The following is a 12,520-nucleotide window of genomic DNA, read 5'->3' as shown; positions in this document are numbered from 1 at the left end:
AATCGGTGTCGTGTTAGTTACCAGTTACCGGCGAATCTGTGGTCTCGCGGGGGCCATCGTATTGAGCTCTAATCTGCCATAGTTCGCGCATTAAATCGGGGATACGGTTGTTGATATCCAAGAGGAGGTCCTCGCTCGCACAGACCAGTCCGTCGCCGCACCGGAGCGAGGGCGATATTACACAGAACGGGCAATTCACTGAAACCGCTTCCGGGGCCGCTTCGTGTTTCAATGCGTCCCAGATGCTCGTGACGATGTGGTCGCCGAAGAACTCTCGTTGCCAAAGTTTTTGATAGGAGATTTCTCCGATCGTGGTGTCAGCAACCCACGGATTGACGAGTACATTGGAGCTGTCTTGTCCGACAGGATAGACGACGCCACCGAGGTTTCCAACGACCCTGAACGCACCGTTGAGGATTCTATCAACGAACGTATCGGCCTCGTCCATACTCTGTTTACCCTGCTGAATCGTCTCATCGTCTTCGACCAATTCAGTGGGCTGGTCCAGTAACGGTACGCTTCGTAGTGGGTCGGGATGGATCGAACCTTGCCCTTTCGGCGGGAGTTTTTGAAGCAACCGACGTCGAAGGGCAACGCGATCGATCTCTGAGAGTGGCCGACTCGCGTTCAGTCGCCCAACCTCTCTGCGGGCCTGCTCAAACCGTTCTAGGAACAGCTCTGTCGTGATTTCATCGGTCGAGATCGTCGGGACGTCGTCCTGGATATACTGATCAAGTGGATGGACCACTGCTTGGATATCCAATGCAGCGTGTGCAACTGCTTCCGCAACACTCGGCGCGTAGCTAGCGGCAATTTCTTCTAACGGCCTGTAGACCTCGTCGTAGAGCAACTGGTTCTCGATGTTCTTTTTTAGAAGCCGTTGTTCGGTCTCTAACTCCCGAAGCACGTCGTCGCTGTGGTGTCCGTAGGTGCTCGCGTATGAGTGGGCGTGCTCCTCCAGATAGTCTCGATCTACGACCGATTGGATCCTGAACTGGTCTACGGTCTCAAGAAAATCACGACGTCGTTCGTTAGTCTCATCACAGGCAAGTTGGCACAGGTAGATATCGTTCGCAGTCTCTTTAGCCGAGACGTCGCCACGGAGGTACTCGTAGAATCGAGCTCGACTGACCGCCTTGAGCAGTCGGACGTTCCGGGCAAGACCGAACTTCTGGCGTTCGCCATGCATCAGCTCCTCGGGGAAACCGAACGTCGCCAGCTTCAGCATCGGTAGGTCACGCTGAAGATCCGCTCCCCTGATGGGTTCCGCCTCGATCTTCAGCGTGCTGGTGGAAGGAGCTGTTTGAGCGAGCATTTCCCCGTCTGAGGTACTGTGCATGAAGCTCCTACTCGGTGCCTGTAGTCCATCGACAGTCTCGTCTCGGCCTGTTTGTTCCATCGTTATTTGTCAGAGTCCGCGGTTTGAATGCCAAGATCCTCCAGAGCTACTTCCAGTGCATTCAGATGTACTTCTGAGTTCACCAACAGACTAACAATGGCATCATGGCCGTCTTCGTAGCTTGTATCCACGAATTCGGCTATATCATCGAGGGTTAGCTCCGTTTCCTCGGTGAGCTGTTCGAGATCCTGTTTGAGTTGGTCAACATCGTCAGCAGTCGCCCCTCCTGATTCAAATTTGAATGCAGGAACCGGCTCTGAACTCACCGTCATACTCCCGAAGGCATCCTCGTTAGGTGAGATGCTCGCGGTTTCTGTAGGTGTGTACTGGGTGTTGTCGTCTTTCAACGGGAGGGGCCCTTGGCGATTGCCGTCCACACCCTCGTCGAGTACCTCCAGCATTGCGCGGCGGATATACTCTGGATCCGAGATCTCATCGTACGTCTCGAACGGATGGTCCCGAATCGCCTTGCCGAGATATTTCCGAGCCTCTTCGGCACCTGGATTCCGCCTTCGCAACTGTGGATGTGCCTCGAGTCCGGAGATGATCTCCTCTGCTTGCCATTCCGAAATGCCGCGATCCGTCAGTAATGTTCTCCACTGCTGTTCGACTGATTTCTGCTCCGAATTGACGCTCATGTTGTGGTTCGTCATTGCGTGTGGTGTATCTGGGTTGTCTGGATGTCTTCGTTCGCAGTTATTCGGTTAACTCTCGGGTCCTCAGTTTGGATACTACTCACTCGGAACCTCTTCGATGGCTTCATGCGTACCGGTCGCTACATCGTGGCGACAGTAGAGACCGAACACGATCGCGTCGTCGTTCGGAACGACGCGTGTCCCGAATCGACTATGTATAGTGTCACGTTCAAATTTCGAAAACTCGTTCACCCGCTCAGCGATGGCATCCTCGACCGCCCGCGAGTCGATCTCGTCACTGTCATCACGAACGTAAAGTTCGATGGCGGCCGCGGCCCAGTTCTTTAATTCGGACTTGATATCGATCTTCAGGTCACCGAAGTTCTTCACCTGGTCGACGTCGTGTACTGCACCGACGATCGCGTAGTCGTGGTAATTGTCGCTAAACGGGTCTTTGTCGCGATGTTCTGGGAACCGCGGAAGCGGATGTCCGACGTGATCCTCCCGGTAGAGTATTTCGGCGAATTCGGTGGCCTTCTGTGAGAACGATCCGGGGTCGCCGACTTCGATGTGGACGTCTTTACCGGACAGCGTGGCGTGTGACTTCGTGTACGTGTAGATGACCGCTTCGAGCGGGACCGGATTGCGATAGTTGACCGTCCCGCTGGGGGAGTTGTCAAGCACGTACTCCATCATCGACTCCTGCTGTGCGTTCCCGGACCATTCGACCGGTCTGCCAGCTTCGAGATCCTGTTTCGCGAGATAGTCCAGGATCCAGCCGACACCGTAGATAATCGACTGATCGTCTCGCTCGGTTTTCGCCGGGCGAATGACGATTCCGAGCGGCTCGAGAGCTGCTTTGAGGTCCGCGCTTAGTGTCGACTGTTCATACCGCTCGTCAGCTGGGAGGCCGCCTTCGCTGTCGATAGCTTGGCGGCGTTCTGTCACGTCGGTAGCTAACTGCTCAGCCAGAAACGCAGTCCCCTCGCTTTCGACCATCTCGATGACGACCTGCGTCAGTTTGGGACTGCTGAGTACAATCTGGCTGAACTCGGTCCACCACTCCGGGATAATTGCATTTTCACCCATGACTAAGCTGTCTGTTGACCGCGTAGGTTCTGGTCTCTCTGTCCGGGGTTCTGTGCGGTTGATCGACGGTGGATCTCGAATGTCTCGTGTTCGTTCATCCAGCCACCCCAAGTGTCGTTGAGATGTGATTTCGCATGGTCCTCACGTCGAGAGGAGAATACGTAAAGTTTATGGAGAGTGGATTTAGCCGCCGACCCTGTCCCCAGTACTCTTTGGGAAACGTCGTGGGGCGAAGGCGTTCGACGATCCGCGTTCCGGGCGGTTTCGCCACGGAAGCGGTCGAGATCTACTGGAACGCTGGATCGTGCGTCGGCTCCGTGCTCGCCGACGTGGACTCAATCGCGTCCGGTGCCGGCTCCGAGGACCCCTGCGAGTCAACTTGGGTCTTCTCAGACGGCTGCTCCTCACTAGACTTCTGAGCCTTCTGCTCGATGCGGAGTAGTTCGTTCCACAGCGCGGCGCTGATCTCAGTGATGCCCAGTTCGTCTGTTTCTTCGAGTTGCTGGCCAATGAACGTCACCATCTGACCGTGGAATTCCTCGGTGGCGTCCGGATCCCGGTTGCTCTTGATACGGACAAATTTCTGGAACCCACTGAGCGATTCCGCCTCGCGCTCGATGGCGTCCATCTGGCGCTTGATCTCGATTTCCTCTTGGAAACTGAGCTGGTCGTTATCGGACTGTTCCGCCTCGTTCGCGTTCGTCTGGTCTCCGTCGGTCGCCATGACGTCTCGTCATTGTCGCCCTTTGCTAGGGGAGTTAACGAAGGTGCTCTGAGATGTCGGTTTTATATAAAATCTCGAGTTGTTTTCGTCCTAGCGGACACATACGCGAGACCGGGCGGTTCCTATACATAAATGGAACGTAACATACGGTCTACGACGGTCAGATGTGGGTGTCACCGTTGGGTCTAATTGGATGTCCATCGATAATCACGCGAATTCGACCACGGTCGAAGGGGCTAATGAACACCCGCCCGTCGGAGAGGATTTCCAGACGGACCTCATTCGCATCGGCCACGTGGTCAAGAGCGCGTTTGAAGACGTGTCCGGCGAGCACAATTGGGACACGTGTATTGCGGGCCTAATGAACGAGCTTGAGACGGAGGATGTTCCACCTGAAGAGGCGATCGTAGCCGCGTGGCTGTTCATTCTTGATTTCGCCGAGTAGCGGGCGTGGTTTCTTTTGTAGCTTTATTCGAATCCTCTCCAGAGTGCTGTGTTGAACAGGTTCTGAGTCACAAGGCTCTGTTGAAATCCTATTCTTCAGATATATTCTCGCCTGAAACAGCCGGTCGGTGAGAACTGCGAGTCTATCGGTTCAAATTCACGATGGAAAACATACACTTATAATCATATTCCGGTTCGCTATGGGTCTTCCCTCCTCGCGTCGTCGATTCCTTTCTCTCTGTACAACCGGAAGTGTCGCCTCCCTTGTAGGATGTGGAGCAATTGACTCATCGAACGACACGCAGAGTACGCCGACACCGGAGATAATACAGTCAGCGAGTGGGCTGGTCTAGCAGAAGGCAGTGGAAGTCGAACTCACTCAAGCGGACTCCTCTGTTTGGACCGAGGTCCTCGGACTCCAGTTCGACCGTGAGCAAAACGAGGTATTCGGTGGCTTCGATCCAGAGCACGTTGAGGGGGCCGTCGATGACGCATCGGTCACTATCTCATCAGAGACACACGATACACTAACTACCGAGTTCGGGCAGGGATATTATAGAATACAAGGAGAATACCCGCGCCCAGGCGCGGGATGAATCCGACAACTCTGACACACCCTGCTATCGATAGCAAGCTTGGATATTCTACTGTTCTCAGCCAGATCTTTTATTGACGACCTAACTATAACTTGTTATAGAACGTTTCAGATGCTGGAAGTCCACCGCACCCACCAAGCGAAAATTCTCAACCACGGTCAGGTAGTGGAGTCGCTTGACAGGCACGGGTGGTCAGCCAGCAAGCTCTGGAACGTCGCTAACTACTATTCCCGCGAAGTATGGGATGAAACAGGTGAAATCCCCGATCACGGAGACCTCAAAGACGAGTTGAAGACCCACAACAAGTACAAAGGACTGCACAGTCAGTCCAGTCAGCGCGTTCTGGAGGAACTCGCTGAAGCCTTCAACTCGTGGTACGGCTCCGATGATGACAGAGATAACCCACCCGGCTACCGCAAAGAAAACTACTACGACCAACAGGGTCGTCGCGTCCACGAAGAACACCCGCGTAGCACGGTGACGTGGAAACAAAAAGGCATCCGTCACGACTCAAAGAACGATCGGGTTCGCCTCTCAAAAGGTCGAAATCACAAGGAGTACCCCCGAGCGAGAGAGTACATCCTCGTTGAGTACGAAACCACACCCGGCGTCACCGTCGAAAATCTACAACAGGTTCGCGCCGTCCACGACAACTCAAACGGGCAATGGGAACTACACCTCGTCTGTAAAGACGAAGTTGAGACTCCTGACGCTCCCGGCACCGAGACGGCAGGTATTGACCTCGGTATCTGTAACTTTGCCACGGTTGCGTACAGTACCGAGGAAGCTGACCTCTACCCCGGCAACCGGCTGAAACAGGACGGCTACTACTTCCCAAAAGAGATCGCCAAGTGCGACGACTCAGGTGGCGAAGAAGCCACCCGTCTACACGCGAAATGGTCGGAGCGGCGCACTCACTTCTTCCACAGTCTCGCCAAACATATCGTTCAACGGTGTGTTGAAAACCAAGTTGGTCGTATCAACGTGGGGGACTTGGGGGGTATCCGAGAGGACGAAGATGGTAGCTCAAAGAACTGGGGTCGGCACGGGAACCTCGACTTGTACGGGTGGGCGTTCGACCGCTTCACGGACCTGCTCGAATACAAGGCGAAAGTGGAAGGAATCAAGGTCGTAGAAGTGTCCGAGCGCGACACGAGCAAGACGTGTTGTCATTCGTCTTTAGTTAAGCCTCACACCTCGGTTGTGTAGCGGTAGCGAGCGTCTCTTGTAAGATTGGTCGTTGCTTGTGGATCTTTTGAGCGTCTTCGATCAACCGGTCGAGCAGCGGCGGTGGTGAGTAGCCGAGGAACTCACCGAGTTCGCGGAGAATGAGCTGGGCGTGCGACCGGAAGGTCGCCGCCCAGCGCTCTGTCGGAAACACAAGCTCATCATCCGCCTGCTCAGTGACGAGATCCAACAGATCACGGCTTACAAGCAGCGACAGCAGCGCTGCGTACAATAAGATCCTCACCACGTGTTCGTCACTCGTGTCGAACTCGTCCAGTTCGTACTGCGTCTTCAGCTCACGGAACAACAGCTCAACTTCCCACCGACAACGGTATATCTCCGCTAAATCCGCCGGAAAGAACTCTTTCCTCGATAAATTCGTCATGTACAGGTGGTAGTCGTCGGCGTCCTCGTTGCGGACGCCGACGACGCGAAATCGCTTCGTATCTAACGACTGCGTCCCATTGTACGGCCCTCGTTTGAACTCTACTTCGACTTCTACATCGATGTACTTCCGATCGAGATCGTTGAGAACAGCTCGGAGCTGCCTGTCTTCTAAGGGAATGGCGCGGCCGCGCCATTCCCGTAATTCTGCCGTAATCACCGGGTTCGCATTCTGTTTCAGCCGGCTCACGAAGTAGCCGTCGTTCTCGTCGATCAGCGCAAACCGGCGGTACTTGAAGTAGGCGAGATCGAACAGCATGAGGCGGTTCTCAAGCCATGGCCCTGTTTTGAACAGGGTGCTGTCGTGTGTTTTCTCGTCGGCAGTATCGATCCGTTCGATCGTCTGCTCTGTGGTATTGTGGAGCAGGTGGAGCTTCGCTCCAGCCTGCTCCTCATGGCGGGCCTCGAACTGATCTGAAAGAAACTCATGTAACCGCAACACCGTTCCATCGGCGACCATCACATCTCTAAATCGGTCGATATCAGCGTCAACAGCGTTAGGAACAGCGACCTCGTCGAGACCGCGCTCGACGAGGTCGCGGAGGTACTCCGCAAGCGTCGGTGTCAACCGCTGATGGAATCCGCCCGGAGAGATCGTCTCATCGGCAGTAGAGTTGTAACAGCGTCTAAACCCGGCGAGTGTTCGGCTTTCGCCTACGGCGAAGCCGAACACGAACGCCCAAACGAAGGCAGGGATCTGGAGTTTGCGGTCACGTTCGACCACGCCGAGTTCCTCGGCGTGCTCTTCGAGGAACTCAGAGGGAAACAGTGTAGTGAGCCGACGCATAATCCGAGATGAGGAGTCCTTGTCGTGCACAGACAGGACTTCCTCATTCCTTCCGAAAGATGCCTCGATAAGCCGCCGCTATCACGCGGTTTCTCGCTTAACTAAAGACGGATGGACGTGTTGTATGTGTGGGAGAGAAGATGGTAGTCAGCGTGTTGAGCGCGGTCTATACGTCTGCGAGGAGTGTGATGCGGCGTTCAACGCTGACGTGAATGGGGCGGAGAACATCCGTCTCAACATGAACGGAAGTAACTCCGAGTCTTCGGCCAGTTTGGACGAGGATAGGAGTACCGGCTGGTTGGCACAGCCCGGAGTCTACCTATATGACTTGTCCAGCGGATTCCAACCGCGGGATCAAGTGGTAGACTGTAAACCCTAATATCCCAAACCAGCGGCGCGGTGCCGTGGGATTCCTCCTCCTTCAGGCGGGGGAGGATGTCAAGGGAGAGTGTCCGTTGAGGTCGCCGGAGGACGCGACCTAGAGTTTCGGCGGGTTGATAACCCGAAGAACGTCCAGACGACGCTCGCGGAGTACATGGGTAATGAAGAGTACGCAATCCCCGGGTCTCGAGAGCAGTGGGAATCTGTCCTCAGCCTTGTCCGTGAAATCCGCGCCACGGTGGCGCCCACCAGAGATGATAGTGAGCCTGTGACCGGAGAATAAGAGAGTTCACATTGGGTCTCAAACGGTCTGTCGCCAATATTGAAGGCAGTCAGTTACTGTACGTCGCCAGCGCGAGCAGCGTCGGCGAGAGATCACGTGGTGACCGGAAGATTAGTTTCCGGTAGGACAACCCGTTTATAAACGATCAAGTAGGAAACTGTCGCAAGCAGATACACACCGACTGTCGGCAGTGGCGGCCAGTTCAAAATAAAAATCGCGAACGCTACCCAGAATCCGGCTAATAGAATCCCACATAGTGAGACGACATGTAATCCCTCCTGTGACTGAACTTGAATGTCGCTCCCTGTCAGCAGCCGGACGCTGACCATCGCCACAGTAAGTGTCGCCCAGGTCAAGACTGGGAGCCCGAACACGGTCCATATATTGACCGGTAACTGTGGAGACTCACTGAGCAGTATTGGCCACCCGACTATCCCGAGTGCCACCCAGCCAATGCTCCGAAAGAGCTCTTCGCGGAAGATTGAACGGACGCGTGGGTGGTTAAGGAATTCGCGGAGGGGATGCGTCGAAGTAGTCTTGTCGGCTGTCAGCGCTTGTTTTCCTTCCGGCGATAGCGGCCACTCCGACTCAGGGTGGTTGAGATAATACAAGGTTAGTGAATCAGCGAACGACTCCGTCGTGACGACTCCGTTTTCCTCGAGTTCTGTTAACCGGTTCCGGAGCGTCACCTTAGAGACGTCTGGCTTGATCTGCTGTTGGATTTGCTGGAGCGAAAAGAACGGCCGATCTGCTCGATACATCGTTTCGACGACGTGGCGGCGGGTGAGTTTGGTGTTTACCCGCTTGTCCTGAGGCAGCTTTTCTGTTATCCAAGGTGGGAGGGCCATGTGTTATCAGTCAGTCACGCACAACATCTTATCGAGTCAAATTGTATGTTTTGCTCTGTTGGGGCCACAGGGCGGTGCGGTGCTGTTTCAGCAATTGAAACTGCTTCGGAGACCCTGAGACTGGCCCGAAGCGTCAGGTAGTCGCTGTCGAGCCCCTGTCCGTCGGGTGAACGTACCAGTACCAGAGGGAAGTCACGGCCGCGACCGCGACGTAACTGAGCGTGATCCACTGAGCGGAGTAACCACCTCTTGTGACGAGATACACCGCGGCGACACCCCCGAGCATGATCCCGAGGGCGAGGCTCACGGATATTCCGCCTGTCGTCTGGACACAAAGATCCGATTCGGTCACGCTCCGGACTCCGATAGCACTTGCCGTCAACACGGCCCAGGTGATCACGGGAAGTCCGAAGACCGTCAGGGGTGTCGGGTTGAGCCAACTGACTTCCATCGTCACTAGCGGCCAGCCGACGAGTCCGGCTCCGAACCAGACGATACTTCGTAACAGTTCCGTGCGTACGATTTCGCGTAGTTGTGGCGTCATGTCCACACACCCGCCTAGCGTAGCAACCGGTAAAGCAGCGCCGAGAATCTTGCGTTCACAGAGGCGGACTTTCCGGGCACAAAGGAGAGTTTGTACCCGGAAAGTAGAGGTATTGCGCCACGGACCGTCGCGCTAGGCGGTCACTAGCCGGTCGGATTAAGCTCGGTGTGAGATATAGGAGACAGCGAAGCCCCCCGGCCAATTTCGACCTGTCTTTAACGCGACATTGGTAAAACTAATTATGGCCAAGAATTTTGTCGTTCTATTTTGAAAAATGTATTCGTATTCTAATATCCCCTTTGGGCACGAGTAACGGCTTCGTGGCAGAGCCAGAGATCGACAGTCCACAAAGCTTAGATCCTCAACCACCCGAATCAACGGGAGTAACATAGTGATCAGGGGGATCCCATGATATCAGCAGAGGGAACACGTCACTCTGTATGCTTAGACCGGTACTTCTCGTCGGGTCTGTATTATCAGCTCTTGGTTACAGGGAGAACCAGCGCACAGATACTACAGAAGACGATGGTGCGCGTATTTCAGTATTCAATCCCAGTGAGGCACGGGTTCTACGAGCAACCCGAACTCAGCATCTGTGAGCACTGGCGCGAAAGAGCCCTCGACAGGCTGTTGTCGGGAACAGAACACTCAATTCGACGATTGAGAGGTCATTTAGGAGCTAGTTCCGGAAATCACGCTGCTTGTCGCCCCCTCGGTACAGATATTTCAGTGCTACCTGTGGCAACTCAGTAACAATAGCGTTGAGAGCCATGTACTTACAACAGACACTCTATCCGATCGGACTGGCCAGTACCAACATTGCGATAGGCTGGCTGCTTTATTATTCATCTGAGCCGATCCTCGGAGGGCTGCTCGTCGTGGTTGGGGCCTTTGTCATCCTCACTTCAATTGGGAGTACTCTCAGTCGATATAAATCCGTACTCAGTGATCAACACTGACTCGAGCAACAATGGCTTACTACTATTATATCCGCTACCGGTTAGGTACATGAATGCCCTCCACAGCATCTGTTCAAAAGTCACGAGACAGAACTGTGATTGATCCTGAGGGGTCTGTGTTCCACGCCCAGGGTACGCGCAGCGGGTCGCTTTGTCACCACATCCGTAGATGAGCTCAGCAGCCACAACTCACAATACGGGGGATAGTCGCCTCCCGGATCCCGAACTATCGGCCCTCCTTGTGGCGAATCTGGTTCCGGTTGTCGGGATTGTTGTGTTCAACCTATCGGTTTTAGAACTGCTGACCTTATATTGGCTTGAGTTCGGTGTTGTCTGTTTTTGGGCGGTTGTTCGAGCGACGTTTGCCGGGCGGCCAATGGAACGGAATGGGGATCCAATCCTGTTGGGGGCGATTGCCACAAAAAAGACCTCTATTTCAGTCCCGCTGATCGGTGCTAACGTCCGACTACTGACGATTCCGACACTTTTGTTCGTGGTACCGATCCTCATCGGACTGTGGCTATTCGTCGGGGCATTAGTTGTCGGCCCCGTAGCAAATGTGAATCCGGATGCCAACATCTCGTCGTGGCTTATCGCTGGTGCGTTTGGAATTTTCATCGCAGCAGGATGGCGAACAGCCACTACGTACTTTCGAGATGGTGATTACCAAGATCACAACGTCGCAACCGCTCTTCAGAGTGTCGTCACGGAAGGCGCAACAGTACTCCTCGCGAGCATCATCGCGCTGCTCACCGCAGCTCTGGTTGTCTCTAACGGCGGGGGTGGAGAGACCTCTCGTGCGGTTGAACGGGTTGCGACGGGACCACTCGTCGCAGTGGTAGTCTCAATTAGGCTCCTCACCGATCTCGCAGAATACTACTACGATGGCCGTCTCGGTGCGGGATTGTGGTCACTTGTCGGTCGTGGAGACGCATACAGTCCCCCGGAGCGTGAGACAATTGAGACAACGCTATCAGGAAATCCCACAGTTTTGCGGCCGTCGCTGTCGGGACGGCTACTGCCTACGGCCTCACATTTCCGGACACACCCTGGACTATGGTTGCTGACACCACTCGCCTTTCTCGCCGCATCACTTGCTGTATTTGATGGTGCTACCCAAATAGCGGGTGGCATCATGCTTCTTGGGACCGGCGTCCCGCTTGGTCTCATCCATCTCGACTACTGGATCCGGTACGCTGGTGTTGAATACCGGCTAGATTCGGACACCATTGTTGCGACTGATACCCTGTTTCAAACCCCTCTTTGGCGGTACGAATCGCTAGCTGATCATGAGGTCCGAATCGAACGTGACGCCGTCGACAGGTGGTTAGACACCTCGACGGTACTTGTTGACCGCGGTGACAGACCGACCAAGCTACCACGACTCGAAGATACGACCCCAATCACGGACTCTCTTGTCGACGTGAGTACCGCTGACAGTGACGCTGGTGCCAATTGGAATGCGAATACAGACGAGCCAGACACCATGGTGGAAGTTAGTATCGAACTGCTGCGGTTAGACAGTACAGCACCCCGTATGTCGCTTGTGTCGATGACTCTGTTCGGAGTCGTCTCACTGATTGCGTTGGTGATAGCTGCTCAGTTTCAAGGCGGCGCAGCAGCGGGTGTCTTCGTATTTCTGTTCACTGTGATTCCGCTCGTCGGACTTATAATCTACCAGATCAGCAATAACTAATGCTGTTGGCCCTCCAGTGTTAGGCTGCGGTTCCACCAATTTGGGACACTAACCTCTATTGGTGGTGTGTCGGTACTAGATACATCTACTTGACGAATGATAGTACTGGTGGACGGGGTGGAGGGCCGTCCTTCCAGCGGAGGGTGATCAATGAAGCGTCGCGGGGGGAGTAGGTGAGCCTCCCATCCGTTGGGGGGGAGGTGAGCGATGGGAGAGGCCCAGCGACCGGATATTTGTTCATACTCACGGACATAAATACGTAAACACATCTGGGATTTCGACCCGGTCGAGTGCAGAGAGAGCAGCCTCACGGAGATCGTCGAGTGTGTCAAACAGGCGGTTCCCAAGTTCTTGATCAAGTTGTCTCCAACACTCTTCCGCGGGGTTCAGCTCCGGTGAACCCCGCGGTAGGTAACAGAGTTCTATCGGTGTACCTTCAGCAAACTCTTGGACCTTGTTCGCCG

The 12,520-nt window shown here is 54.7% G+C and carries 12 protein-coding genes and 2 pseudogenes; 6 read left to right on the top strand and 8 right to left on the bottom strand.

Annotated elements, in window-relative coordinates; all coding sequences use genetic code 11:
* Nucleotides 1–13 precede the first annotated feature (13 nt).
* The 4 genes from EXE41_RS05960 to EXE41_RS05945 all read right to left on the bottom strand — a co-directional run bounded on the left by EXE41_RS05960 (nucleotide 14) and on the right by EXE41_RS05945 (nucleotide 3,847).
* On the bottom strand, nucleotides 14–1,399 hold the full coding sequence (locus EXE41_RS05960; RefSeq protein WP_094494280.1) for a hypothetical protein: 1,386 nt from the start codon (nucleotides 1,397–1,399) through the stop codon (nucleotides 14–16).
* 2 nt (nucleotides 1,400–1,401) lie between these two features.
* Nucleotides 1,402–2,037, bottom strand: coding sequence for a hypothetical protein (locus EXE41_RS05955; protein ID WP_094494281.1), 636 nt, complete (start codon nucleotides 2,035–2,037; stop codon nucleotides 1,402–1,404).
* 93 nt (nucleotides 2,038–2,130) lie between these two features.
* Nucleotides 2,131–3,123, bottom strand: a complete 993-nt coding sequence (locus EXE41_RS05950; RefSeq protein ID WP_094494282.1) for a hypothetical protein — start codon at nucleotides 3,121–3,123, stop codon at nucleotides 2,131–2,133.
* A 286-nt stretch (nucleotides 3,124–3,409) separates the two neighbouring features.
* On the bottom strand, nucleotides 3,410–3,847 hold the full coding sequence (locus EXE41_RS05945; protein ID WP_094494283.1) for a hypothetical protein: 438 nt from the start codon (nucleotides 3,845–3,847) through the stop codon (nucleotides 3,410–3,412).
* Nucleotides 3,848–4,040: 193 nt separating this feature from the next.
* Here EXE41_RS05945 and EXE41_RS05940 point away from each other — a divergent pair, with 193 nt between their 5' ends.
* From EXE41_RS05940 to EXE41_RS05930, 3 genes and pseudogenes are all read left to right on the top strand, one after another.
* Complete coding sequence (locus tag EXE41_RS05940; protein WP_137690518.1) at nucleotides 4,041–4,292, top strand: hypothetical protein; 252 nt, start codon at nucleotides 4,041–4,043, stop codon at nucleotides 4,290–4,292.
* Nucleotides 4,293–4,653: 361 nt separating this feature from the next.
* On the top strand, nucleotides 4,654–4,887 hold the full coding sequence (locus EXE41_RS05935) for a hypothetical protein (protein WP_137690517.1): 234 nt from the start codon (nucleotides 4,654–4,656) through the stop codon (nucleotides 4,885–4,887).
* A gap of 111 nt (nucleotides 4,888–4,998) precedes the next feature.
* Nucleotides 4,999–6,057: pseudogene (locus EXE41_RS05930) on the top strand (RNA-guided endonuclease InsQ/TnpB family protein); the annotation flags it as partial.
* Nucleotides 6,058–6,070: 13 nt separating this feature from the next.
* On the opposite strand, the gene EXE41_RS05925 reads toward EXE41_RS05930, so the two are convergent.
* Complete coding sequence (locus EXE41_RS05925) at nucleotides 6,071–7,345, bottom strand: IS4 family transposase (RefSeq protein WP_137690516.1); 1,275 nt, start codon at nucleotides 7,343–7,345, stop codon at nucleotides 6,071–6,073.
* A gap of 115 nt (nucleotides 7,346–7,460) precedes the next feature.
* On the opposite strand from EXE41_RS05925, the pseudogene EXE41_RS05920 reads away from it, so the two are divergent.
* Nucleotides 7,461–7,724 (top strand): annotated as a pseudogene (locus EXE41_RS05920) (zinc ribbon domain-containing protein); the annotation flags it as partial.
* Nucleotides 7,725–7,793: 69 nt separating this feature from the next.
* Entirely contained in the window at nucleotides 7,794–8,009 is a 216-nt protein-coding gene (locus tag EXE41_RS05915; RefSeq protein WP_137690515.1) for a hypothetical protein, read from the top strand.
* Nucleotides 8,010–8,101: 92 nt separating this feature from the next.
* Here the strand turns inward: EXE41_RS05915 and EXE41_RS05910 are convergent, their stop codons facing one another.
* The gene (locus tag EXE41_RS05910; protein ID WP_094494286.1) at nucleotides 8,102–8,857 is read right to left on the bottom strand and encodes a hypothetical protein; all 756 of its coding nucleotides are present in this window, start codon (nucleotides 8,855–8,857) and stop codon (nucleotides 8,102–8,104) included.
* A 133-nt stretch (nucleotides 8,858–8,990) separates the two neighbouring features.
* Nucleotides 8,991–9,407: a hypothetical protein gene (locus EXE41_RS05905; protein ID WP_199237905.1), complete on the bottom strand. Its 417-nt coding sequence runs from the start codon at nucleotides 9,405–9,407 to the stop codon at nucleotides 8,991–8,993.
* 1,122 nt (nucleotides 9,408–10,529) lie between these two features.
* Here EXE41_RS05905 and EXE41_RS05900 point away from each other — a divergent pair.
* The gene (locus EXE41_RS05900) at nucleotides 10,530–12,056 is read left to right on the top strand and encodes a DUF6498-containing protein (protein ID WP_137690514.1); all 1,527 of its coding nucleotides are present in this window, start codon (nucleotides 10,530–10,532) and stop codon (nucleotides 12,054–12,056) included.
* Between the two features lie 243 nt (nucleotides 12,057–12,299).
* Here EXE41_RS05900 and EXE41_RS05895 read toward each other — a convergent pair.
* Nucleotides 12,300–12,520: transposase (locus EXE41_RS05895; RefSeq protein ID WP_199240857.1), on the bottom strand; the 221-nt coding region annotated here is incomplete at its 5' end.

The organism is Halorubrum sp. SD690R, from assembly GCF_005435035.1.
In the GTDB taxonomy this organism is placed as follows: domain Archaea; phylum Halobacteriota; class Halobacteria; order Halobacteriales; family Haloferacaceae; genus Halorubrum; species Halorubrum ezzemoulense.
This window is presented reverse-complemented; position numbering and strand designations above follow the sequence as displayed.